The sequence below is a fragment of the Kitasatospora sp. NBC_00458 genome (genome assembly GCF_036013975.1).
Classification (GTDB): domain Bacteria; phylum Actinomycetota; class Actinomycetes; order Streptomycetales; family Streptomycetaceae; genus Kitasatospora.
The window spans coordinates 1,850,289-1,873,806 of sequence record NZ_CP107904.1 but is presented as its reverse complement, the minus strand read 5'-3'; the positions used below and the strand labels follow the sequence as shown (position 1 = coordinate 1,873,806).

General features: G+C 76.5%; 19 protein-coding genes. 7 read left to right on the top strand and 12 right to left on the bottom strand.

Going from position 1 to position 23,518, the window contains the following annotated elements; genetic code table 11:
* Positions 1-135 precede the first annotated feature (135 nt).
* Together OG550_RS06850 and OG550_RS06845 are read left to right on the top strand one after the other, a co-directional pair.
* Positions 136-1,194 (top strand): YncE family protein, encoded by a 1,059-nt coding sequence (locus OG550_RS06850; protein ID WP_327675636.1) that lies wholly within the window; start codon positions 136-138, stop codon positions 1,192-1,194.
* A 28-nt stretch (positions 1,195-1,222) separates the two neighbouring features.
* Positions 1,223-2,080 (top strand): helix-turn-helix transcriptional regulator, encoded by an 858-nt coding sequence (locus tag OG550_RS06845; RefSeq protein ID WP_327675634.1) that lies wholly within the window; start codon positions 1,223-1,225, stop codon positions 2,078-2,080.
* Between the two features lie 86 nt (positions 2,081-2,166).
* Here OG550_RS06845 and OG550_RS06840 read toward each other — a convergent pair whose 3' ends face one another.
* Complete coding sequence (locus tag OG550_RS06840) at positions 2,167-3,102, bottom strand: hypothetical protein (RefSeq protein ID WP_327675632.1); 936 nt, start codon at positions 3,100-3,102, stop codon at positions 2,167-2,169.
* The gene (locus OG550_RS06835) at positions 3,099-4,031 is read right to left on the bottom strand and encodes a polysaccharide deacetylase family protein (RefSeq protein ID WP_327675630.1); all 933 of its coding nucleotides are present in this window, start codon (positions 4,029-4,031) and stop codon (positions 3,099-3,101) included. Before OG550_RS06835 ends, OG550_RS06840 begins: the two co-directional genes overlap by 4 nt.
* Before the next feature lie 66 nt (positions 4,032-4,097).
* On the opposite strand from OG550_RS06835, the gene OG550_RS06830 reads away from it, so the two are divergent.
* Positions 4,098-4,658, top strand: coding sequence for a hypothetical protein (locus tag OG550_RS06830; RefSeq protein WP_327675628.1), 561 nt, complete (start codon positions 4,098-4,100; stop codon positions 4,656-4,658).
* Positions 4,659-4,758: 100 nt separating this feature from the next.
* Positions 4,759-5,475 carry a hypothetical protein gene (locus OG550_RS06825; RefSeq protein WP_327675627.1) on the top strand — a complete coding sequence of 239 codons (717 nt, stop codon included), beginning with the start codon at positions 4,759-4,761 and terminating at the stop codon, positions 5,473-5,475.
* Here the strand turns inward: OG550_RS06825 and OG550_RS06820 are convergent.
* The 7 genes from OG550_RS06820 to OG550_RS06790 form a co-directional block, all read right to left on the bottom strand.
* Positions 5,464-6,372: a GlxA family transcriptional regulator gene (locus OG550_RS06820; protein ID WP_327675625.1), complete on the bottom strand. Its 909-nt coding sequence runs from the start codon at positions 6,370-6,372 to the stop codon at positions 5,464-5,466. The genes OG550_RS06825 and OG550_RS06820 overlap by 12 nt on opposite strands.
* A gap of 7 nt (positions 6,373-6,379) precedes the next feature.
* Positions 6,380-7,045, bottom strand: a complete 666-nt coding sequence (locus OG550_RS06815; protein WP_327675623.1) for a cysteine hydrolase family protein — start codon at positions 7,043-7,045, stop codon at positions 6,380-6,382.
* Positions 7,046-7,114: 69 nt separating this feature from the next.
* On the bottom strand, positions 7,115-7,474 hold the full coding sequence (locus tag OG550_RS06810; protein WP_327675621.1) for a DUF6204 family protein: 360 nt from the start codon (positions 7,472-7,474) through the stop codon (positions 7,115-7,117).
* A 166-nt stretch (positions 7,475-7,640) separates the two neighbouring features.
* The gene (locus OG550_RS06805; RefSeq protein ID WP_327675619.1) at positions 7,641-8,855 is read right to left on the bottom strand and encodes a type III PLP-dependent enzyme; all 1,215 of its coding nucleotides are present in this window, start codon (positions 8,853-8,855) and stop codon (positions 7,641-7,643) included.
* Positions 8,848-9,126, bottom strand: coding sequence for a hypothetical protein (locus OG550_RS06800; protein WP_327675617.1), 279 nt, complete (start codon positions 9,124-9,126; stop codon positions 8,848-8,850). The genes OG550_RS06805 and OG550_RS06800 overlap by 8 nt, the downstream gene beginning before the upstream one ends.
* Positions 9,123-9,458, bottom strand: coding sequence for a hypothetical protein (locus OG550_RS06795; RefSeq protein ID WP_327675615.1), 336 nt, complete (start codon positions 9,456-9,458; stop codon positions 9,123-9,125). The genes OG550_RS06800 and OG550_RS06795 overlap by 4 nt, the downstream gene beginning before the upstream one ends.
* Before the next feature lie 1,002 nt (positions 9,459-10,460).
* Positions 10,461-11,444, bottom strand: a complete 984-nt coding sequence (locus tag OG550_RS06790; protein ID WP_327675613.1) for an NADP-dependent oxidoreductase — start codon at positions 11,442-11,444, stop codon at positions 10,461-10,463.
* A 133-nt stretch (positions 11,445-11,577) separates the two neighbouring features.
* On the opposite strand from OG550_RS06790, the gene OG550_RS06785 reads away from it, so the two are divergent.
* Positions 11,578-12,192, top strand: a complete 615-nt coding sequence (locus tag OG550_RS06785) for a TetR/AcrR family transcriptional regulator (protein WP_327675611.1) — start codon at positions 11,578-11,580, stop codon at positions 12,190-12,192.
* Between the two features lie 723 nt (positions 12,193-12,915).
* On the opposite strand, the gene OG550_RS06780 is transcribed toward OG550_RS06785, so the two are convergent.
* Entirely contained in the window at positions 12,916-14,007 is a 1,092-nt protein-coding gene (locus tag OG550_RS06780) for a hypothetical protein (RefSeq protein WP_327675609.1), read from the bottom strand.
* A gap of 446 nt (positions 14,008-14,453) precedes the next feature.
* Between OG550_RS06780 and OG550_RS06775 the strand changes: the two genes are divergently transcribed.
* Positions 14,454-15,818 (top strand): FAD-dependent oxidoreductase, encoded by a 1,365-nt coding sequence (locus OG550_RS06775; RefSeq protein WP_327675607.1) that lies wholly within the window; start codon positions 14,454-14,456, stop codon positions 15,816-15,818.
* 130 nt (positions 15,819-15,948) lie between these two features.
* Here OG550_RS06775 and OG550_RS06770 read toward each other — a convergent pair whose 3' ends face one another.
* Positions 15,949-16,437 carry a hypothetical protein gene (locus OG550_RS06770; RefSeq protein ID WP_327675605.1) on the bottom strand — a complete coding sequence of 163 codons (489 nt, stop codon included), beginning with the start codon at positions 16,435-16,437 and terminating at the stop codon, positions 15,949-15,951.
* A gap of 221 nt (positions 16,438-16,658) precedes the next feature.
* Positions 16,659-18,455 (bottom strand): protein kinase domain-containing protein, encoded by a 1,797-nt coding sequence (locus OG550_RS06765; RefSeq protein ID WP_327675603.1) that lies wholly within the window; start codon positions 18,453-18,455, stop codon positions 16,659-16,661.
* A 201-nt stretch (positions 18,456-18,656) separates the two neighbouring features.
* On the opposite strand from OG550_RS06765, the gene OG550_RS06760 reads away from it, so the two are divergent.
* Positions 18,657-23,507, top strand: a complete 4,851-nt coding sequence (locus OG550_RS06760; protein ID WP_327675601.1) for a hypothetical protein — start codon at positions 18,657-18,659, stop codon at positions 23,505-23,507.
* Positions 23,508-23,518: the final 11 nt, after the last annotated feature.

Here is a 23,518-nt window from a genome sequence, read left to right as displayed (position 1 = left end):
GGTGGTGGGGGTGGTGGGGGAGGCGGATGACCGTAAGTGGAAAGTGTGGTGACCAGACTTTCACTGGAGTGCATGCGGATTCGGCATCTACCGTCGATCGTGACAACTCCCCTTCGGAGTAAAGGATCTGACGCGATGAACGACAATGACATGTTGGCGGTAGCCTGCCAAGGCGGCCGCATGCTGGTCTTCCTCTCCGCCGACGGCTCGCGGCGGCTCGGCGAGCTGCCGCTGCCGCCGGAGCCGCACGAGGTGCTGTTCGACGCCGATCGAAGGCTGCTGTACTGCACGGTCACCTACCGCTCGGGCTTCTACGAGCACCATGGCGAGCGGGCCACCGAATTGGTAGTGGTCGATCCGGATCACCGGGTAGTGGTAGAGACCATTGACCTGGCGCCGGAGTGCGCCCCGCACGGGCTGGCGCTCGATGCGGCGCGCGGTCTCCTGTATGTGAGCGTGGAGGCGGGCCCGGCCGGGGAAGGGGCGGTGCTCACCGTCGACCTCGCGGCGGGCAAGGTCGTCGAGCGGACCGCCGTCGGCGCGCCCGGGCCGCACTGGTTCGCGCTCACGCCGGACGGCGCCAAGGGCTACACGACCAACAAGGAGGCCCCGTTCCTCACCGTCGTGGAGCCGGCCGCCGGGACCGGCCGCCCGGCCCGGACCGGCAGGACGGTGGCGGTGCCGGGCAGCGAGGGCATCGCGATGAGCCGCGACGGGCGGTACGCGGTCGTCGCCACGCCGAAGCTCGACCCGACGGGCCCGCTCGCCGCGCCGCCCGCGCTGGCGGTGGTCGACGTCCGGAGCGACCAGGTGGTGCGCACGCTCCCGCTGGCGGCCCCGGCGGTCCCCGTGCACAGGACGGCGGGCGGACTGGTGCTGGCCGGGGAGGTCCACCTCGCCGCCCCGGCCGCGGACGGCGGGCCGGTGCCCGCGGCCGGGCGGCTGCGGGTGTTCGGCGCGGCGGGCGGCGGCCACGCGGCGGCCGGGGAACTGGAGGAGTTGGGCGAGGTGGTGGTCGGACAGGTGCCGCTCACCGTCCACTCGTCGCCGGACGGCAGGCTCGGGTACGTCTCCAACATCGCCTCGGACACGGTCACCGTGGTCGACCTGGAGCGGTTGCGGGTGGTCCGCGAGGTCGCGTTGGGGCGCGACGCCGGGCCGCACGGGCTGGCGTACGTGCCGGCGATCGGGTGAGAGTGGGGTGGTGAGCCCGCTCGGAGACGTGAACGACAGGTCCCGTACGGCTGCTGCTGCTGCCGCCGCCGGTGCCGCTGCCGCTGCCGCTGCTTCTGCTGCGGTGGGCGGTGCCGCCGCCGGTGCGGCGGGCGGTGCGCGCTACGTGCAGTGGCGGCCGGGGGCGGCGCCCGGGCGGCAGGTCCGGTGCCTCTGGGTGCGGGAGAACGCCGGAGGCCCGGCCTACCGGCAGCTCGTCGTGCCGGACGGCTGCGTGGACCTGGTCTGGTCGGGCGGGGCGCTGGAGGTGGTCGGGCCGGACCGCGCGCCCCGGAGCGTTCCGGTGTCCGGCGGAGCCGGGCTCGCCGGGGTGCGGTTCCGGCCCGGAGCGGCCGGGCTGCTGCTCGGGGCGGTGCCCGCGCGGGAGCTGTGCGACCTCCAGGTACCCCTGGGCGAGGTGCTCGGGCCGGAGGCCGCGGAGCGGCTCGGGGAGCGGCTGGGCCGGGCCCGGGACACCCGGGCGGCCGCGTCGCTGCTGGACGCCTTCGCCGCCTCGCTGGCGCGCCGGTGGACGCCGGACGCGGCGGTCGAGCGGGCGGTCGCCGAGCTGGGGCGCGCGGACGCCGCCCGGGTGCCCGTCATCGCGGAGGAACTAGGCTTGTCCGAAAGGCAGTTGAGACGGCGGATCACCGACGCGGTCGGGTACGGGCCGAAGACCCTGCAGGGCGTCCTGCGGTTCCGGCGGGCGGTCGACGAGGCCCGGTCCGGCGGTCTCGGGCTGGCCGAGGCCGCCGTGCGGGCCGGATACGCCGACCAGGCGCACTTCACCCGGGAGGTGCGGCGGTGGTCCGGGGTCTCGCCGACGGTGCTGCTGGGGAGGCCGGGCCGGGCGGAGCGGCCCGGGTAGCCGGGCGGGTGGTGGCCGGGCGGTCGGGTAGCCGGGTGGTGGTGCCGGTGGCGGTCGTTCGGTCAGCGGGTCAGCGCGTCGTCCGGTCAGCCGGTGGTCCGGTCGTGGGCGCGCAGGGTGAGCAGGGCGGCCAGGGTCACCCCGGGGCGCGCCTCGGACTCGGTGGTGGCCGACCAGCGCGCCCAGTGGATCGGCCAGCCGCCGTCCGGCTGCTGCTGCGCGGCGAGGTGGTCGAGTCCGCGGCCGAGTTCCGCGTCGGTGAACCAGGCGCGGGCCAGGCTGTCCGGCCGGCGGGCGTAGTCGTGCGGCAGGTGGTACTCGCCGGGCGCGTAGCCGGGGGAGAGGGCCGCCTCCTCGGGCCGGTCCGGGTCGAGGAGCACGATGCGCTGCTCGCGGACCAGCCCGCCCAGGCGGTCCGCCGCACGCCGGGCCCACGCGGTGTCCGGCGCGGCGTCCAGGAAGCGCAGGGCGGCACCGGCCTCGTACGGGTGCGTCCGGTCGAGGTTCTCGACGGCGGTGCGGCAGAAGGCGGCGGCCCCGGCCAGCCACGGGTGGTCGATTCCGTTGCGGAGCAGCGGGCCGACGATCTGGGCCGTGACCAGCAGTTCGCCGGCCGGCTTCGCGTCGTCCTCGGGGACGGGGAGCCAGGGCGGGCGCGGGTACGGGCGCAGGCTCGGCAGGACGACCGGCACGCCGCCGTCGGGTGCGGTGACACCGGCCAGCCAGTCGCAGATCCGGCGGGCAGCCGCGGCGTCCAGCCGTCCGGCCTCCTCCAGGACCTCCAGGGCGGTCGGGACGGCGATCGGCTGGCCGGCCGGTCCGCGGACGTCCGGTTCGAGGCCGAAGGCGTAGCCGCCGTCGTCGGTGCGGTGGGCGTCGAGGGCGGCGAGGACGCCCGCGGGATCGGTCCCGCCGTCGAAGAGGTGGGCGAAGCGGCGCTGTTCCAGGACGCGGCCGGAGGTCCAGAGGAACCGGCCGGCCGCGTCGAGCACGGCGCCGGAGAGGCGTGCGGTGGAGGTCATGGCTCGACGGTAGGCGGCCGCGGGGCGGCGGTCTTGAAGGAATCGGACGTCCGGCCGGGTGGCGCCGAGGCCCAGACCGCCTGCAGCGGGCGGTAGTCGATCACGGTGATGCCGTGCTCGGCGATCAGCTCGCGGGCGCGGGGTGAGACCAGGAACGCGTGGTCCGACCGGCGCACCCGCCGACCACCGTCGTCCGGGCGGGAGCCGGGTGTGCCGAGACCGGGGTGGACGGCCCATTCGGTGAGGCCGGGCGGGAGGGCGGCGAGCAGTCGGGCGTAGTGGGCGGGCTTGTCGTCGAGGGGGACGGCGAAGCTGTCCAGGAAGGGGTGGTCGATCACGGGGAGCCCACGGCGTCGGAGGCGGTCCAGGGCGGGCGGGAGCCAGACCCGCACGGCGAGGCCGTACTCGGCGCCGAGGGCGAGGGCCACGTCGAGGAGGTCGGGGCGGCCCGCGTCGGCGAGACAGTGGAAGTCGAGGTGGGTGGGGTGCAGGCCGGTGCCGGTCGCGGCCTCGATCTGGGCGCGGAACTCCCGCTCGACGTCGGCGGGGCGGGCCCGGGCGAGGAGCCGGGCACGGCCGTCGGGGTCGGCGGGGAGGAACCGCCCGGCCGGGTCGACGAGCGAGGGGACCGCGGCCGCCGGGCAGAGCGGGCCCCAGCGCCGGCGGGGGGATCCGGCGTCGCAGACCAGGGTGAGGTGGATCCCGAAGGGCAGCTCCGGGCGCTCGCGGAGCAGGCGCAGCGCGTGCCGCGTCGCCGGACAGACCGTCATCAGACTCGCGGAGGCGGCGATTCCGTGCTCCACCGCGTCGACGACGGCGAGGTTGACGTCCTCGTTCAGGCCGAGGTCGTCGCAGGTGAGGAGGAGGACGCGGGCGTCGGGGGCGAACCCGAGCAACTCACTGCCGAGGCGGGGCGGTTCCTGGTCCATGACGGACAGTGTGGTGCAGGGGCGGCGCGGGGCGCACGGGGATTTCCGGGGCGCTATGGTGCGGGGATGACCACCGACGCGGGCCGGCTGCCGCTGCTCTTCCTGGACGTGGACGGGCCGTTGATCCCGTTCGGGGGTCCGGCCGGGCGGTATCCGGTGTACCCGGAGAGCGAGGACCCGTCGAACCCGCTGCTGGGGCGGCTCGATCCGGCGCACGGGCCGCGGCTGGCGGGGCTGCCGTGCGAGCTGGTGTGGGCGACGACGTGGGGGCCCGATGCCAACGCGTGCCTCGCGCCGCGGCTGGGGCTGCCGGAACTGCGTGAACTGCCTGACCCGGTGGGCGAGTCGGACCTGGTGGGCGCGCCGGACCAGGTGGGTGATCCGGCCGCGGTTCTCGCGGGGGACGAGCGGGCGGGGCTGAGCTGGAAGACGCGGGGGATCGTCGCGTTCGCGGCCGGCCGGGACTTCGTGTGGGTGGACGACGAGATCGGCGGCGCCGACCGGGCGTGGGTGGCGGACCGGCACCCGGGTCGGGCGCTGCTGTGGTGGGTGGATCCCGCGGTGGGACTGGCGGACGGCGACTACGCGGCGGTCGCGGCCTGGTTGCGCGAACGGGTGGGTGGGTAGCGGGGGAGCGGGGGCCGGAGTCCGTCGGAGGGCCCGGACGAGGCGCGGCCGGCGGCAGCCCGAGGGCTGTCGCAGGGCTGCCGAAGGGGGCGTGGGGCGGGTGCGGAAGGCGGGTGGGCGAGCGGCCGGCTGGGGGCTGGTGGCGATCGTCCTCGGGGCGGGCGCGCTGCTCTGGAGCGGGGTGCTGGGGTGGCCGCGGCCCCAGTGGGCCGAGGTGGTGCTCGGTGCGGGACTCGCGGTGGCGCTGGTCGGGCAGCTCCTCAGGCCCGACATGCACAAGTGGTTCGACGCGCTGGTGGCCGGCGGGGTGGCGGCGTTGGTGCTGGTGGCGGTCGGCACGACGGCCGGGACGGCCGGCAACGCCCTGCGGTGGCAGCGGACGACCGAGCGGGTGACCGTCACGGTGGACAGCTGCAGACTGACGGGACGTCAGTACGACGAGGTCGCGGGATGGTTGAACTCCTACGAGTGCCGGCACACCTGGACGGCCGGCGGCCGGGGGGTCGACGTGCGGCTCGCGACGGACCGGTCCTACCCGAACGGGCAGGAGCTGCAGCGGTGGGCCTCGCCGGGGCGGGCCGAACTGGACGAGCACTCCTGGTCGAACGTCGTGCCGGTGATGGTGATCGCGACCGTGACGGACGGGCTGGTGCTGCTCCTGGCGGGGGTGTGGCTGGGGCGGCGGGTCCGGGAGCGGCAGCGGAGCCGGAAGTGGCGGGCCGGGCGGGGCGAGGGCGGGCCGGGCGAGGGCGGGTCCGCCGGACCGGGGGCGGCCGCGCGGGCGTGGCGGTGGGCGCTGGGCCGGTCAGGCGCGTGACGAGCGCAGCCGGCGGAGCATCCGGGCGTCCTGGAAGCCGACCGCGCGGGCGGCCGACTCGGCGGTGGCGCCGTGGGAGAGGAGGTGCTCGGCGCGTTCGACGCGGAGTTCCTGCTGGTAGCGGAGCGGGGTGAGGCCGGTCGCCGCGGCGAAGTGCCGGGTGAGGGTGCGTTCGCTGACTCCGGCGGCGTCGGCGAGGTCGGCGAGCGGGAGCGCGGCGGTGAACCGGGCGTCGATGAGGTCCTGGACCCGGTGGACGGCGTCGACGAGGTGGGCGCGGTGCCTGAGCATGACGCCGGTCTGCTGCTCGTCGCCGTTGCGCCGGGCGTAGACGACCATCTCGCGGGCGACCCGGGCGGCGGCCGCCGGGCCGTGCCGGACGGCGAGCAGGTGGAGGGCGAGGTCGATGCCGCTGGCGATCCCGGCGGAGGTGACCACGCGGTCGTCGACCACGTACAGGACGTCGCGGACCACGGTGGCCCGCGGGTGGCGGCGGGCGAGTTCGTCCTGCACGTCGTGGTGGGTGGTGCAGCGGCGGCCGTCGAGGAGCCCGGCCCGCCCGAGGGCGTCGGCTCCGGCGCAGACGGAGGCCACGGTGCCGCCGCGGGCGTGGTGGGCGGCGAGGCGGGCCAGGGTGGCGGGGGCGATCTCGCCGTGGCCGCGCAGGACGGGGGCGCGCCAGCCGGGGACGACGAGCAGGTCGTCGGCGGTGAGGTCGGGCCATTCGGTGGCGGCGCGGAGGGTGAGCCCCTGGGCGGTGGGGACGTCCTCCTGCTCGGCGACGTAGCCGATCTCGTACCCGTGGCCCTGGTCGGCAGCGGTGGAGAACGCCTGGGCGGGGCCGGCGAGGTCCAGCAGGTGCAGCTGCGGGACGAGCAGGAAGACGACGCGGGTCACGATCCGGTCAGCTCCTCGGGGTGTCGGCGCCGGTCGGGTCGGCGGCGGCTGCCGGGTGGCCGGCGGGGGTGGCGCCGGCCGGGTGGGCGGCGGGGGCGACCAGTTCGTCGACGGTGGCGATCCGGGCGAACCGGCCGGCCAGGGCGTACTCGGTGCGGGCGACGATCTCGTCGGTGCCGAGCGTACGCGGGTCGGCGAGGATCTCGTCGAGGGTGCGGCCGGGCGGGGCGTCGCGGTGCTCGATCGGGTGGGTGGCGGTCGCGTCGACGGCGAAGACGACCTCGTAGCCGAGGTCGGCGGCGAGCCGCGCGGTCGTCTCGCAGCACTGCTCGGTGCGGATGCCGCAGACGGTGAGGGCGCGCAGGCCGCGTTCGGTGAGCAGCTGCTGCAGGTTGGTGGTGGTGAAGGCGTTGTGCGAGGTCTTGGTGAGGACCGGCTCGTCCGCGGCGGGGGCCAGTCCGTCGATGAGGCGGACGTGGCCGAGCGCCGGGTCGAAGACATTGCCGGTGCCGGGTTCCGCGTGCAGGACCCAGACGACGAGGTCCCCGGCGGCCCGGGTGTGCTCGACCAGGCGGCGGACCTGCCCGACGACGCCGGGGTTGGAGACGGCGGCCCAGTTCGCCCGCTGCCGGAAGGACTCCTGGACGTCGATCACGACGAGTGCGCTGTTCATGCCCCGATCATCGCGGACCGGCCGGGCGCCGCTGAAGGCATCATCGGGGCGCGCTGCGGAACGATCCGGTCAGCCGGTGGCGGACCGGTTGGCGCGGCGCTGACGCTTGCCGAGCGGCGCCTGGGAGAGGTCCTCGGACTGCGAGCGGAGGTTCTTGTGGCCGTAGCCGCGCTCGTCGAGCCAGGCCCGCGCGCGCTCCTCGGCCCGCTCGGTGGCGTCGAGGATGTCCTCCTCGGCCTCGCCGGTGTCCTGGAAGCGGAAGGTGAAGACGGCGCGGGCGTCGACGTCGTAGCTGAGGTGGCCCTCGGGGGTGAACGCGGCGAAGAGCACGTCGTGGTCGGCGGCGCGGGCGCGGAGCTCGGCGAGCTGCTCGGGGGTGAGGTCGTCGAAGACGCCGCGGACGGTGATGCGGAAGGTGCGGGTGGTCATCCGTCGAGCCTAGTGACGGGCGCGGAGCGGGCGCCACGGGTTTTCGGCGGACGCGGTCCGGCCCCCACGCACCCGGTACGGGGGTGGGCGGGGGCCGGACGTCCGGGGGTGGGCGGGCCGGGGACGAGGCGGGGGCGGAGCGGGCGGGCCTTCGGCCGGGGACTCCTCAGGATTCCTTCGGGGCCGCCCCGGTGGTGGCGGGGGCGTCCGCGGCGCCGGTGCGGACACAGCTGTAGGGGAGCGGCGGGAAGCCGTTGAACCCCTGGGTGGTGTAGGCGGTGGAGTAGGCGCCGCAGGACAGGACCCAGACCTGGTCCCCGGACGCGGCGTCCCGGGGCACCTGCATGCCGGGGCCGTCGTCGGCGAAGGCGTCGTCGCTGTCACAGGTGGGTCCGGCGACCACGGCGGGGACGGTCGGTGCACCGGCCCGGCCGGGGAACTCCAACCGGTAGCGCAACTCGTCCATCTCGTAGAGGCCGTTGAACTTCCCGCAGCTCAGGTAGAGCCAGTACGCCCGCCCGCCGTCGAGCTGCTGACGCTCCGTCAGTCGGGTGACGTGGGCGCGGATGGCCCCGTGGTCGGCGACCAGGTGGCGGCCGGGCTCGATCAGGACGTCCAGCGGCCCGCCGGAGACCTCGCGCAGGCGCTGGACGCCCTCCCGGATCACCGTGAACATCTTGTCCAGCGGCGGGTCGAGCGGGCGGCCGCTCCGGTCCAGGGCGCCGAGTGCGGGCAGGCCGCCGCCGAGGTTGACGTGGTCCAGCCGGATGCCGTGCCGGCCGGCCTCCTCGATCACGGTGGCGAGGGTGTCCAGGGCGTTCTGCCAGGCCTCGGAGGTGAGTTGCTGGGAGCCGACGTGCACGGAGAGCCCGGCCGGGGTGAGTCCCGAGGCGCGGGCCGCCTCCAGGATCCGCAGCGCGTCCTCCGGCGAGCAGCCGAACTTGCGGCTGAGACCCCAGAGCGCGCCCTCGCCGGTGGTGGCGAGCCGGCAGAAGACCCGTGCGCCGGGGGCGTGGGCGGCGATCGCGGCGAGGTCGGCCAGGCTGTCGGTCGCGAAGTCCCGGACACCGAGCCGGTGGGCCTCGGCGATCTGGCGGTCCGACTTGATGGTGTTGCCGTAGTGGATCCGCTCGACCGGGACGCCGGTGCGCAGCGCCTGGGCGATCTCTTGCGGTCCGGCCGCGTCGAAGCCGGCGCCGCGGGCGGCCAGGGTGGCCAGCACCTCGTCCACCGGACAGGCCTTCATGGCGAACCGGACGGCGACGCCGGGCAGTTCGCCGACCAGGGCGTCGTACTGGGCTTCGATGCCGTCCAGGTCGAGGATCAGCCGGTCGTCCTCGCCGGCCGCGAGGGCGGTGCGCAGGCGTGCGTACTCAGGCATGGTGGGTGCTCCAACCGGAGGCGGCGGCGGCCGCGTCGGGCCCGTCCGGCGAAAGGCCGCGGGCCGCGCGGACCAGGGGGGTGGTCCGGGCGTCGACGGGCGGCGCGAAGGTCTCGATATCGGTGCGCGCTTCGTCCGGCCGGTGCGCCTCGGCGCCGAACTCCCCTGCGGGGTGGCAGGCTTCCCCGCCGGAGCCGGCGAGGGCAGGGGTGCGGGCCCGGTCGGTGGGCGGGGTCGGGCGGATGCTGCGCGTGTGGGTGCCGTCGTTCACCCTGCGCTGCCCCGGGGGGCGTGCGGCCGGGGATCCGGCTCCGCGCGGGAGCCGCGTTCCCCGTCACAGGTCTCCGGACGTGCGGGGCCGAGGCCCTGGTGGTCCCGGGCGGGGTCGAGCGGGCGCCGGGCGGCCCCGGTCGGGACCGCCTCCTCCACGACGCCGTGGCCGCGGGTCAGCCGGAACGCGGACCGCCCCTCGGAGAGCACGCGCAGTGGCCGCTGCCGCCCGGTGTCCTTCAGCGGGGTGCGGGCGAGGCGGGGCCCGCCGCCGGTCCTGAAGCAGGGGTGCTCCGAAGCGGCTCGATACAGGTACCCGTCGGGCTTCGGCATCACGTCACTCCAAGGTTCGGGTCGGGACGTCGGGCTGGTGCCCGCGCGGGCGGCGGTGCTCGGGCATGCCGGAGGGCCCGGGTCCGCGGGGCGCGGGTGAGGCAGGGCCGGAGGAAGCCCTGAGGAGGGTGGGCGTGCGGTGTCGGGGGTCGGGAGTGCGGATGTCCGGTGCCGGACACCCTGTGCGGGAGTTCCTGTGCGGGAGTTCCCGTGTCGGAGGCCCGGTGTCAGGCGTCCTCCGTCGGATGTCCTCCGTCGGATGTCCTTCGCCGGACGTCCCGTGTCAGGTGGCCGGTGTCAGGCGTCCGGTGTCGGCGCAGGAAGGCGGAGTGCGGGAGGCTCCGGCGGCGCGACGTCGCGCGACCGGGCGTACCGGTGCGCCGTTCGGCGGTCGGCGCCGCCGGGCGTTCGGGCGGATGCCGTGGCCGGAATTCCTGGCCTCCTTCTGTTCTCGGTGCCCTCGCGCGGGGACTGACGCCCTAGGTGGACCTGTCGCGTGACTCGTCAACTCGCGTGCTCGACAAGGTGTCTCGGGAGGTGTTCCGGCCTCGTCAAACGTGCGTTCCCCCTACGGTGGACTAGACCAACTTCCGGTGTCAACCCTTGTCCTGGGGTGCCCGGGAGGCGGCTCCGCGCGAGCGCCGAACGGGGCATGACCTGCGCCGGAACCCCCTGGTCCGGACGAGTCCGAACCGGTGGTGAGGCGGTCGGATGAAGGGGCAGCACCCGTTGCCCGTTCGAGCAGAGCCGTGTCCGAAGGGGCGGTGACGGGCGGGCGGGGGAGGGGTGCTGACGGGTGATCCGCGGGGGCGGGCCGGTCCGGGACGACCGGTGCCCCCGGCGCCGGGGTGCGGCGTCGGGGGCACTGACCGGCCGGGTCGGAGCAGGGCCGGTCCGGGGTCGCGCTGGGCTGGGACCCCGGCCGGTTCGGGGCCGGGCCGGGTCCGCCGGGGTTGTGCGGCCCGGCCGCGCTGCCGTCCGGCCGGAGCCGTCCGGCCGGTCCTACGGGTGGACCCGCAGCACGAGTTTGCCCTGGAGGTGCCCCAGTTCGGCCCGCCGGTGCGCCGCCGCCGCCTCGGCGAGCGGGTGGACGCCGTCGAGGTGGACGCGGACCCGGCCGGAGTCGAGCAGTGCGGCGAGTTCGGTGAGGTCGGCCCCGCTGGAACGCACCTGCTGCATCCGCTCGGGGATGGTGACGCCGAGCCCGGCGGCGCGCTCGCGGTGGTAGTCGCCCAGGTAGACGGGGAGGACCAGGCCGCCGCGCCGCACGGCCGGCAGGAGGCGGTGGGCGTCCGGCCCGCCGACGGTGTCGACCAGCAGGTCCGCCGCGTCCGGGACGGCCTCGGCGGCCGGGGTGCGGGTGTAGTCGACGAACCGGTCCACGCCGAGTCCGCGGAGGAACGCCTCGTGCCGCCCGGAGGCCACGCCGATCACCCGCTCCGCACCGGCGATCCGGGCGAGCTGGACGGCGAAGTGTCCGACCCCGCCCGCCGCGCCGTTGACCAGGGCGGTGCCGCCCGGCAGCGGGGCCCGCCCCCCGATCAGGAACTGGTAGGCGGTGAGCCCGGCCATCGGGACGGCGGCGGCCTCGGTGTGGTCGAGTGAGGCCGGTTTGGCGGCCAGGTGGTCGGCGGGGGCCGTGACGTACTCCGCGTACCCGGAGCCCTGTCCGGGGAAGCGGATCAGTCCGAAGACCTCGTCCCCGGGCTGCCAGTCGGTGACGCCCTCGCCGAGCTCGGCCACCACGCCCGAGACGTCGCTGCCGAGGACGAGCGGCGGCGTCCAGGCGGGCCGCAGTTCGGCCGGGATGCGGGTGAAGCCGGTGCGGGCGTACAGGTCGGGCGGGTTGATGCCCGCGGCGTGGACCCGGACCAGTACCTCGCCGGGCGCGGGCGACGGACGGGGCACCTCCTCGTGGACCAGCACGTCGGGGCCTCCGAAAGCGTGCAGCCGGACGGCCCGCATGGTCGCGGTGCGGTTTCCCATGGTCGTCTCTCCCTCTCCCCAGGTGCCCCCGGATCTCTCCCCGATCGCGGGGGCGACCTCCCGGTAGAATCCGGAGCGGTGCTCCGGAAAGATAAGCGGAGCAGCGCTCCACTTGTCAACGGTGAGGAACCCCATGCCCGTCGAGCCAGCCACGCCTCCGGCCGGGCGCGCCCCGCGCGCCGACGCCCGGCGCAACCGCGACCGCGTCCTGGAGGTGGCGGCGGAGGTGGTCTCCGAGCAGGGCGCCCAGGCCTCCCTGCGGGACATCGCCCGCCGCGCCGACGTCGGCCTCGGCACGCTCTACCGCCACTTCCCCACCAGGGACGCCCTGTTGGAGGCGCTGCTGCGGCGCCGCTTCGAACTGCTCGCCGAGCGGGCCGAGGAACTCGCCGCCGCCGTTGCGCCGGACCGCGCGCTGGGCGACTGGCTGCGCGAGTTCACGCGCGGAGCGGGCGCCTACCAGGGGCTCTCCGCCGCGCTGCTCGCCACCCTCCAGGACCCCGAATCGCCTCTGCACGCCTCCTGCCTGACGATGCGTCAAGCGTGTGGGCGGCTGCTGGTGGCGGCGCAGCGGGACGGTCTGATCAGGCCGGACGTGGACGCCGTCGACCTGTTCGCCCTGGCCAACGGCCTCGCCTGGATCGCCGACCAGGCGCCGAGCCTCGCCGAGCGGAGCGACCGCCTCTTCGGCCTGGTGCTGGACGGGCTGGCGCCCCGGGGCGGCGGCACCGGGCCCGCGGCGGGCTGAACCCGGGGGCCGGGGCGGGCTGAACCGGGGGCCGGGGGCCGGGGGCCGGGGGTGGGAGCGTCGGGGGGCGGACTGCCGGGTGCGGCCGACGGCGTCTGCCGGGGTCGGGGGCGGGAGTGTCGGGGGCGGGGGTCGTCGGGGGCGTCCGCCTGTGCTCGCGCTCACCGTGGGCTGAGGTGGTACGTGCCCGCCGTCCCCGCGCGCGGCCGGCCCGGCGGCACCCGCCCGTTCGGCGGTGGCGGTGGCGGTGGCGGTGTGGTGGGGCGGGCGGTTTGCGGGGCGGGCTGCCGGGTGCGGCCGACGGCGTCTGCCGACGCCGGGGCGGTCGGCGCCTCATGTCCGGCGTCGGCGCGGGCGGCCCGGGCTGCCGGGCGCCGGTGGTACCGGCGCCGCCGGGTTCCCGCTGCGCAGTGCCCGCGTGGTCGGCTCCGATGCCCTATCGACGCGGACGGCGCCGCCCGTCGGGCCGTCGCGCGTCGGGGCGAGGTCCGGATGCGGTGCCAGCGGGGACGGTCCGGAGGGCACCAACCGTCGGTGCGGACGGGCGAGTTCGCCGGGCCCCCTTGCGCGAGCGGGCACCCGGCCGGTGGCCGGACGGGTACTCGGAGGCGGTCCCCGGAGCGGAACCGCCGCCGGGGAACCGCCTCCTCCTCACCCGGCGACGCATGCGGCCCGCGGCATGGCGCGGCATGCCGCGGTGCGGCCGGGTGGCGGTGCGGGGTGTCAGTACCTGACGGTCTTCAGGTACGAGAGGTCACCGCGGATGCCGGCCAGGTAGAGCGTGTGCCCGCCGGGGGCGACCGCCGCGGCCGAGACGCCGTCCAGGCCGAAGCCGGTGAGCGTCTCGCCCGGGACGCCGGTGTCGGTGGCGGTGTCGTAGGAGAGCACCGAGGCCTGCGGGGTCCAGCCGCCCTTGAGCACGTGGACCCGGCCGCCGTCCGGGCTCACCGCCACGTAGTGGAGGTCGACCGGGCCGTCGGCGAAGGTGAACACGGGCCTCGCGGTGTCGTTGACGGTGTCGACCACGTAGCCGGTGCCGGCGTCGGCCTGGGAGCCCAGCGCGTACAGGTGCAGGCCGTCCGGGGAGGCGGTCAGCTCCTTGGTGGCGCCGATCCGTGCGACGGTGCGCAGCACGGTCGGGACCGGGGCGGTGGTGTCGAGGTGCTCCAGGCCCGCGTCGGTGGAGACGTAGGCGCCGGCTCCGCCGGGCTGGAGTGCGATGGCGCTCACGGTGTGGCCGCGCAGCGGCACGGACGCCGTGAAGGCGCCCTGCGGGGTGCCGAACACCAGCACCCGGCCCGGCCGGACGCCCTGGCCGTAGGCCTCCGGGCCGTCCTGGTCGACGTAGACCTTCGAACCGTCGGGGCTGACGGCCAGGCCGGTCAGGCCGCCCGTCGACCAGCCGTCCGGACGCGGCTGGTCCGGTGCCGGGGTGCGGGACAGCACCGTGGCGGTGGCGGTGTCGACGGCGACCAGCCGGTCCGACACCAGGACGTACAGGCGGCGGCCGTCCTGGCTCACCACGGGCCGGCCGGCGGTGCCGTCGTCCGCCAGGGGCAGTTCGGCGACCACCGCGCCCGTCCGGGTGTCGACCGTGCGCAGGACGACCGGGGTCCGGCTGCCGGACCGGTCGGCGGCGACGACGTACGCCCGGTTCCCCTCCGGGGAGACGGCCAGTCCGAGCGCCCGCCATCCGATGGCGGTACCGTCGGTCGCGGCGGGTACGGTGTCGGCGACGGCTGCACCGGCGCCCGCGCCGGTGAGCAGGAGTACCGCCGAGGCCACCAGTGAGCCCGTCCAACGAGCCTTCGACATGCGCGAATTCATGATTCCCCACCCTGTGGTCTAGACATCATGTCGTGGTGCGAGGGTCAGGCTAGGGCACCCGGGAGGCGTTCCGGGGGCGGTTTTCGGACCTCGTGCGGGCGGGGGCGGGACGCCGCTGGTCGACCGTTCGAGAACGGCTCGATCGCGTCCTGGAGGCCGGGGCCTCCGGTGGAGGCGGGCGGGTCCGGCCGGGTCCGGCAGGTCCGCGGGGCCGGTGCGGGGCCGGTGCGGGGTCGGCGGGAGGCCGGGGCGGGTGGTGCCCGGGCCCGGACGGGAAGGGCCGGTGGAAGTTCCCGGCCGGCCCATAGGTCGGCTCTATGACCTCATAGATCCACACCGACTACTCTCGGCACGGACCAGCAGTGTTGGCTGGCCGGGGGGTCGCCCTCACCCTCCCCGCCTGCCCGTGTTCCCGTTCGGAGGATCGCCCCGCCATGTCCCGTCCGATCCGAGTCGCGATAGTCGGCGCCGGCCCCGCCGGCATCTACGCGGCCGACGCCCTGCTCAAGTCCGACGCCGCCCAGCAGCCGGGGGTCGCGATCGACCTGTTCGAGCGGATGCCCGCACCGTTCGGCCTCATCCGGTACGGCGTGGCACCCGACCACCCGCGGATCAAGGGGATCGTCACCGCGCTCCACCAGGTGCTGAGCAAGCCGCAGATCCGGGTCTTCGGCAACGTCGACTACCCCGGCGACCTCACGCTCGACGACCTGCACCGGTTCTACGACGCGGTGGTCTTCTCGACCGGCGCGATGGCCGACCGGGCGCTCGACATCCCCGGCGTCGGGCTCGACGGGTCCTACGGGGCCGCCGACTTCGTCTCCTGGTACGACGGCCACCCCGACGTGCCGCGCACCTGGCCGCTGGAGGCCGAGAAGGTCGCCGTGCTCGGCGCCGGGAACGTCGCGCTGGACGTGGCCCGCATCCTCGCCAAGACCGCCGAGGAACTGCTGCCGACCGAGATCCCGCCGAACGTCCACGAGGGACTGCGCCGCAACAAGGCCCTTGAGGTGCACGTCTTCGCCCGACGCGGCCCCGCCCAGGCCAAGTTCAGCCCGATGGAGCTGCGCGAGCTCGACCACTCGCCGAACATCGAGGTCATCGTCGCCCCCGAGGACATCGACTACGACGACGGCTCGATCGCCGAGCGTCGCGGCGCCAAGCACGTCGACATGGTCGCCTCGACCATCGAGAACTGGGCGATCCGCGACGTCGGCGACCGCCCGCACAAGCTCTTCCTGCACTTCTTCGAGTCCCCGGTGGAGATCCTCGGCGGCGACGGCCGGGTGGTCGGGCTGCGCACCGAGCGCACCGAGCTCGACGGCACGGGCAACGTGCGGGGCACCGGCCGGCACACCGACTGGGACGTGCAGGCGATCTACCGGGCGATCGGCTACTACTCGGACGAGCTGCCCAAGGTGCCGTTCGACCCGGTGTCCGGCACCGTGCCGAACGAGGCCGGCCGGGTGCTCGCGGCCGACGGCTCGCACCAGGCCGCCACCTACGTCACCGGCTGGATCAAGCGCGGCCCGGTCGGCCTCATCGGGCACACCAAGGGCGACGCCAACGAGACCGTCGCCTGCCTGCTCGCCGACCAGCGCGAAGGCCGCCTCCCCGGCGCCGCCGAGCCCGAGCCGGACGCGGTCGTCGCGCACCTGCGCGCCCAGGGGGTCCGGTACACCACGTGGGAGGGCTGGCAGCTGCTCGACGCCCACGAGCGCGCGCTCGGTGCGGCGGAGGGGCGCGAGCGGGTCAAGGTCGTGGAGCGGGAGGACATGCTGAAGCACAGCGGGGCCTAGCCTGCCCGCGCTTCCCCCAGGGCTCCGCGCCCCGTCGACCCGGACGGGGCGCGGAGCCCTGCGCGTTCGGCGTTCATGCGTTCATACGGGCGCGCGGTCGGGTGGGCGGGTCCTGCGGGTCCTGCGGGTCCTACGGGTTCTGCGGGTCGTCCGTCGGTTCGGTGTCCGGGGGCGGTGGCGGGGCGAGCAGGGTGGGCCAGTCGTCGCCGGCGAGCACCTGGTCGAGGGTGCGGTCGGGTGCGGCCGGGAAGACCGCGGTGCCGGTGTCGGCCGCCCGTGCGTACAGCTCCGGGTCGACCGCCGTCTCGGCGCGCAGTACCAGGGCCGCCTGCGGGACGATCGGCGAGCGGGCGGGGAAGTGTGCCGGGTCGACGCCGATCTGCTCCAGCGCGAACGGGTAGACGGCGATGTCGACGGCCAGCCGGTCCCCGTCGAGGGCGTGTTCCGCCCATCCGTCGGTGGGGAGGAGGAAGACCGCGCCGTCCCCCTCGTGCCCGTACCAGCCCAGTCGTGCGACGGCTCGTTCGCCGGGCGGGCCCTCGGGGTCGACGAGCAGCGCCACCACGGGCGCGTCCGGGTCGTCGGGGTTGATACCGGTTCGGACATGCAGCCGGGCCACGGGCGACCTCCGGTGGGCGGGGTGGGACGGGGCGGAGTTGTCGTGTACGCGACTATAGCTTTCCCGGTCCGCGACCGGCAGGTGAAGCGCGCACTCCGGGTGAACCTATGCCGAACGGCACCGCGGGTGTGCCGTGGGGACCCCGGCGCCCGTGTACCCGGTCGGCCACCGGTCGCCGGGGGCGGGCGCGGACCGGGGCGCCGCGCCCGGGTCGGCGGCGCTCAGTCCTCGCCCTGGCCGGGGAGCGCGACCGGCTGCCAGCGGTATCCCGAGTCCTCCTGCCAGCAGTGGAGTTCGCCCTCCACCACGGCGGCCAGGCAGAGCCGCCAGTCGTCGCCGACGGCCAGTGCGACCTGGGTGGCCGGGCGCAGCGTCGGCCGCCACCAGCGGGGGCGCCGGGAGCTGCCGACGGCGGGCAGCCGCAGCCGTACGCCGCCCTCGCCCGCCAGGGCGACGGTCGGACCGCCGCGGTGCCCGGCCATCGCGGCGCCGAGCGCGGGTTCGCCGTCGCCGATCTCGCTCGCCGCGCCGGTCGGCTCCGCGCCGTACAGGTGGACCGAGCCGTCCCGGCGCAGCGCGGCGGCCTGCGGGCCGGCCGAGGACCGGGCCAGCGCCCCCGCGCGGATCGGGCCCGGGGGGCCGAGCGGTTCGGGCGGGGTGTCGGTTCCGACCCGCCAGCGCAGCAGCCGCTCCCGGTGTTCGACCAGGAGCAGCCAGGCGCCCGCCCGTTCCTCCATGGCGGCCAGGACGCGGTCGGCCGGGCAGCCGGCCAGCTCCTGGCCGGTGAGGGTGAGGCCGGGTGCCCAGCGGTACGAGCGCAGGGCGCCGCCCGCGGCCGTCCACACGACCAGCTCGCCCGCCGAGTTGACCGCTCCGGCGAGTCCGCCGATGCCGCGCGCCGCCTCCCACCAGCCGGATCCGTTGCCGACCCAGAGGGTGCCGGTCTGGTCCTCGGCGAACACCGCGAGTTCGGCCTGCCGTCCGGCCCAGCCGCAGACCAGGGTGCGGACGGCGCGCGGTCCGGGGCCGGGGGGCGGCGGGTGCCCGGCGAGGCCGGGGCCGGCGAACACGACCCCGTCGGCGCCGCCGGCGACCAGCAGCGGCCGGCCGCCGGCGTCGGGCAGGACGGCGAGGCAGGCGGTGCGCGGCATCGCCCGGTGGGCGCGCAGGAGTTCGCGCCCCCGCGCCGCCCAGGGGCCGAGCGGGGTGGGCCGTCGCTCCGGTTCGCGGGCCAGCGGCTCGCAGGCCCACTGGGCGAGCTCCTCGCCGAACCCGCAGGCCAGCAGCTCGTTGCGGGCCTGTTCGACGGCGAGCCGGTGGTCGAGCCGGCCGTGGTCGGGCAGCAGCAGGGTGCGGGCGAGGGTGCCGACGGCGAACAGGTCCTTGGCGGTGGTGGGGAACCCGCCGACCCGCTCGGCCTCCGGCGGGACGTGCCCCGGGGTGAAGACCGCGACGGTGAGCGCGTGGTCGAGCGGTGCGAGGAAGGTGAGGTCGATCAGCTTGACCTGGCCCTCGGCGTCGACCAGGACGTTGGCGGGGGAGATGTCGCGGTGGACCCAGCGCTTGCGGTGCAGCTCGTCGACGATCCGGCAGAGCCGGGCCAGCACCTCGGCGGCGGCCGGCAGTCCGCCCCGGTTGGAGCGGGCCCAGGTGTGCAGCGGAACGCCCTCGACCCACGGCGAGATCTGGTAGCCGAGCAGGCCGCCGCCCGGCCGGGTGCCGGGCCGGTGCGGGGAGGGGCCGAGCAGGAAGCTGGGCACCACCAGGTCGTTGACGCCCAGCCGGTGGGCGTTGTGCGAGACGTCGTCCCAGCGGCCGAGCCAGCGGCGGACCTCGGAGGGGTCGCGCTCCAGCATGATCTTCGCGGCGACCAGCTCCTTGAGGCCGCTGTGCCCGGTGCGGACGGCCCGCCACACCTCGGCCTCGCCGCCCCGGTGGTGGAACTCCAGGAGTTCGTACTGCTCGGGGTCGAACTCCGGCCCGAACCGGAGCCCGGGAACCCAACGCGACTCTGACACTCGACCCCCGACTGACGCCCGGCACCGACTCGGCGTCGGTCTCTCGCGGATCTCAGGATAGTGCTCTTTTCTGTTCGTCCGCCCTGAGGAGGGCCTATCCTGATGGCCACCGAGCAACATCATGAAGAGTCGTCAACTCATGATCGTCCAGCGGATGTTGATCATGACGTCGGGGGATTCCGGACTGCAGGGGGACACTGCATGGCTCAGCTCGTGCTGCTGCTGTTGGTCGTGGCGGCACTCGCAGGCGCGGGCGGCACCGTCCTGGTCCGCCGCCGCCGGGCCCACGAGCCGGCGTCGGTGGCGACGGCGCTGACCCGGGCCGCCGCCCAGCTCACCGCGGGCAAGCCGCAGCGTGCCCGCCGCCAGTACGCGCGGCTGGCCAAACGGCTGGCGACGGCGCCCGACGCGCTCCGGCCCCAGCGCGGCCTCGCCCTGCTGGGCCAGGCCGAGGCGGCCACCGCGGCCGGAGACGCCGCCGCCACGTTCGCCCTGCACCACGAGGCCTTCCCGCTGCTGGCCGACCCGGCCCGCCAACTGCCCCGGTGGAGCCTGCGGCGGATGGCCGAGGAGCGGATGCAGGCCCCGGACGGCGAACTCGGGCCGCTGCTCGCCTTCCTGCAGGCGATGGAACGGGCGGCCGGCGAGGGTCCGGGTCCGGAGGCCGTCCGGGGCACCGGCGCCGGGCCCCTCCAGGACACCGGTAGCGGTCCGGGGCTCGGTCAGGGCGTCGGCCGAGGACTCGGCGCCGCCGCCACACCCGACGCCGCCGCAGGAGCGGTGGGAGCCGCGGGAGCTCCGGGAGCTCCGGGAGCTCCTGGGGCCGTCCAGGCGGGCCCGGTGCCCGGCCACGCGCCCGGCCACGCACTCGACCCGGCGGCGGACGAGGCCGACGCCGCGACGGCCGCCCGCGCCCGCGACTGGCTGCAGCGCCTCTGCCGGGACGGCACGCCCGAACGGCGCGAGACCGCGACCGCGCAGGCCATGGCCGCACTCCCCGGCCGCGAGTGGCCGGTGCTGGCCCGGGCCGCCCTGCTGCGCGGACTCGACGACCGCGCGGCCGAGGCCGAACCGCTGCTCGCCGCGGCGGCCCCCGGCGGCAGCGGCGAACTCTGGTTCCGCTGGGGCACCCAGCTCTACGCCCTGCACCAGGACACCCCGGCCGTGGTGGCCTTCGACGAGGCCCTGCGACGCGGCCCGGGCGAGGCGTCGCCCTGGTCCCGGGGGCCCGCGCTGCACACCGAGACCCTGCTCTTCCGCGGCCTGGCCCAGCAGCGGCTCGGCGACACCGGGGCGGCCTGGGCCGACCTGAACGCCGCCGCCACCGAAGCCCCGACCGACCCCAGGCCCCGCTACGCGCTGGGACGGCTCGCCCTGCTGCTCGGCGCCGACGACCGCGCCCAGGAGCAGTTCACGGCCGCACTGGCCGCCCAGCCCTCGTTCGCCCCGGCCCGGCTCGGGCTCGCCCTGGTGCACGAACGCACCGGGCGCCCCGCCGAGGCGGCCGTCGACTACCAGACGGCGCTCGCCCTCACCCCCGGCTGGCGTCCGGCCCGGGTCCGGCTCGGCGCGGCACTGCTCGCCTCCGGCCGGACGGCGGAGGCGGAACCGCTGCTGCGCGCCGAGGCCGGGCAGGACTCCCGCTGGGGGCAGATCGCCGCCTTCCACCACGGCCTGGCCCTGGCGCGGACCGGCGACCCGGCCGGCGCGCTCGAACGCTGGGAGCCGCTGCGCGCGGCCGACCTGCTGGACCGGCTCGCGCTGCTGCGCGACCGGCTGGCCCGCGAGAGGCTCGCCGCCGACCCGGTGGCGGCCCGCGAGCTGTGGCAGCAGGCCGCCGCCGACGACCCGGCCGCGCCCGGCTACCCGGTGGCGCTGGCGGAGGCCGCGCTGCGCGAGGCCGCCCACCTGCTGGTCAACGGACGGGACCGGGCCGAGGACCGCGAGCGGGCCGGGACGGCCCTCGCCCTGGCGGACTCGCTGCCGGTGGAGTCGCTCCCGGACGCCCGGGCGGCCCAGCCGTCCGCGTCGTCCCCGTCGTCCCCGTTGTCCGAGGCGGCCCCGGTCTCCCCGGTGTCCCCGGCCGACGCCGACCGGGCCGAGGAGCGGGCTCCCGACGGCGGGACGCCCGGCGGGGCACCCGCGGCGGCACCGCCGCTGGTCTTCGGCCGGGTGCTGCCCCCGGCGGACCCGCCCGCGCAGGACCCGCCCGCGCAGGACCCGTCGGTGCCCGGCCCCTCGGTCCAGGACCCGCGCGCGCCGGGCTCGTCGGCGTGGGGGCGGACGGCGTCGGGCCCTGCGCCGACCGCAGCCCTCACGGCGTCCGGACCCGCGGCGTACGGACCCGCGGCGCCCGTGCCCGCACCCGGCGCGGCCCTGCGGCGGCGGAACCGGCTGCGCGCCGTGCTCGCCCTCGCCGAAGGCTCGACCGAGCCGCTCCCCGGGCTGCTGGAGGCCGCCGCGACGCCCCGCGACCGCTACCACCTGGCCGCCGCCGCCCTGCTGGCCGCCCGCCCGGTCCAGACGATCGCCCTGCTCGCCCCCCTCGAACCCGATCCGGCCGGGGACCCGGGCCTCGCCCGGCTCCGCGCGCTGCTCGCCGAGCGGGCCGGCAACTGGTCCGGCGCGCTGGAGTGGCACCGCAACTCCCTGTCGGCCCACGCCGCCCCGGCCGCCGCGCCCGCCACGGTCGGCGTACCCGGCGTACCCGGCCCCCGGCCCGCACCGGGCGCCGGTCCCGCGCCCCGCACCGTCGGTACCACCGCCGGTACCACCCCCGGCGATCCGGCGACCGGCGCCTGCAGCGCCTGCGACCGTCCCGCCTCCGGCACCTGCGGCGGCTGCGGCCGGGCCGGCTGCGCCGCCCACCTGCACCGCCCCGGACCCGCCGCCTCGCCCCGCTGCCTCCACTGCGCCCTCCCCGCACTGCGCGCCGTACTGGACTGCGCCCGCCGGGCCGGGCTCCCCGCCGAGGCCGAGGCCGTCCTGGCGGACTGGGCCGGGGCGTTCGGCGACAGCCCCGCCGCCGCTCCCGTCCGCCTCGACCTCGCGCTGCTCCGCGCCGAACTCGGTCTGCTGGACGACGCCCTGGCCGAACTGCCGGACACGGCCGGACGGGAGCGCTCCGCCGTACTGGTCCGCCGGGCCGCGGCCGCGCTGGAGTCCGGCGAGCCGGGCCGGTCCGCGGGAGACCTGCGCCGGGCACTGGAACTGACGCCGGACCACCCGCAGGCGGCCGCCGCCCTCGGCCTGCTGGCCGAGCACGAGGCCAGGCAGCACGCGGCGGAGGGCCGGCACCAGGAGGCCTGGGACGGCTACCGCGCCCTGCTGCTCAAGGACCCGGCCCACCCCCGGCTGCTGCACGCCCTGGGCCTGGCGGGCTACCGGCTCGCCGCGCCCGGAACGACCACCGGGGCGGAGGGGGCGGCCGGTCCCGCCCGGAGCGGTGACGAGCGGCTCTGGTCCTGGACCCTCGGCTGCCTCACCGCGGCCCTGCACCTGCCGGACCTCTGGGCCGAGACCGCCCGCGTCACCGGACGCCCGGTCGAGGAGCAGCGCGCCGCCGCGGCCCGGACCGCGCTGCTCGACCGGCTCCGCACCGACCTGCGCGAGCTGGACGTCCTCCGCGGCCGCACCGGCGACGAACTGGACGCCTGGACGGTCCGCCTCGGCATGGAGGCGCACTGCGCCGCCGCCTTCGCCGGGGAGGACGTCCGGATCGCCCTGCCGGACCGCCCGCTCCGGCGCCTCGTGATCGGCCCCGTGCTCCACCGCGAGCTCTGCGACGATCCCGCGGTCCCGCTCTGGGAACGGCAGTTCAAGCGCGCGGTGCGGGCCTGGCGCGGCCAGGACGGCCACCCGCTGGGCCGGTCGCTCGGCCTGTTCGACGGCCTGGGCCCGCAGCGCTACCTGCTGCTCCAGGGCCGCCAGTCCGCCGCCGTGAGCGCCCTGGACGCGATCCCCGGGGAGGAGCGCGGCGAGGACTGGCGGGTCCTGCTGTCCGAGGCGCTGGTCGGCCAGGCCCGGGAGCACCACCGCCACCAGGAGTGGCGCGAGGCGCTCGACTGCCTGGCCCGGGCCCGGACCGTCCCGGACGTCGAACTCCCGGCGGACGCCGCCGACATCGCCGCCGAGTCCGGGCTGCGCGCCGCCCGCGCCCTGCTCAAGGCCAGCGACGACGACCAGGAAGGCGCGGCGAAACTGCTGGAGCAGGCGCTGGACCTGGCACCGGACCACGCCGAGGTGCGCGGCGACCTCGGCGCGACCTACGCCCAGTGGGCCCGGAAGATCAACAACGAGACCAAGGACTACTCCCGGGCCCTCGGCCTGCTCCGCAAGGGCATGGCCCTCGCCCCCGAGGACCCGACGGCCCGGCACTTCCTGGAGGCCGTGCTCGGCAACCGGGCCGGCGACCTCACCGACGCCGAGGCCCCGGAGGCGGACCTGCTGGAGGCGGCCGAGCTCTGGAAGGAACTGCACGCGCTCAACCCGGAGTCCGACCACCTGCTCGGCTACGTGTTCGTGATGCGCCACCTGGCGCGCCACGCCGCGATGAACGACCGCTCCAGCGTCGCCGTCAGCCGGATGGCCGCCGCCCTGGAGGCGGACCCGGAGTGGACCGGCGAGACCGGCCACGAGTCGCGCCGCAGGGTCTCGGTGATGCTGGCCAACCACATGCTGGACGAGATGACCGGGCGCCCGTTCTCCGAGCGCGCCGCGATCCTCCGCAAGGCGCGGACCTACGACGACTCCGTCGACATCCGCCAGCTGATGGTCGGCGTCTGGCGCAGCGAGGCCGCGGACCTGTACGAGGCGACGCGCTACCTGGAGGCCACCAGGCTGCTGGAGCAGGCGCTGGAGTTCTCCCCCTCGCACGAGGAGACCGCGAAGCTCCACCGCGAACTCGGCGTCGTGTACGGCAACTACGCCGTCGCCCGGGCCAACCTGCGGGAGTTCCGGCAGGCCAGGGAGCTGGTCAAGACGGCCGTCCAGTACTGCCCCGACGACCGGGAGCTGAAGAGACTCCAGAAGAAGATCAACTCGCTCTACTGAGGCCACCCATC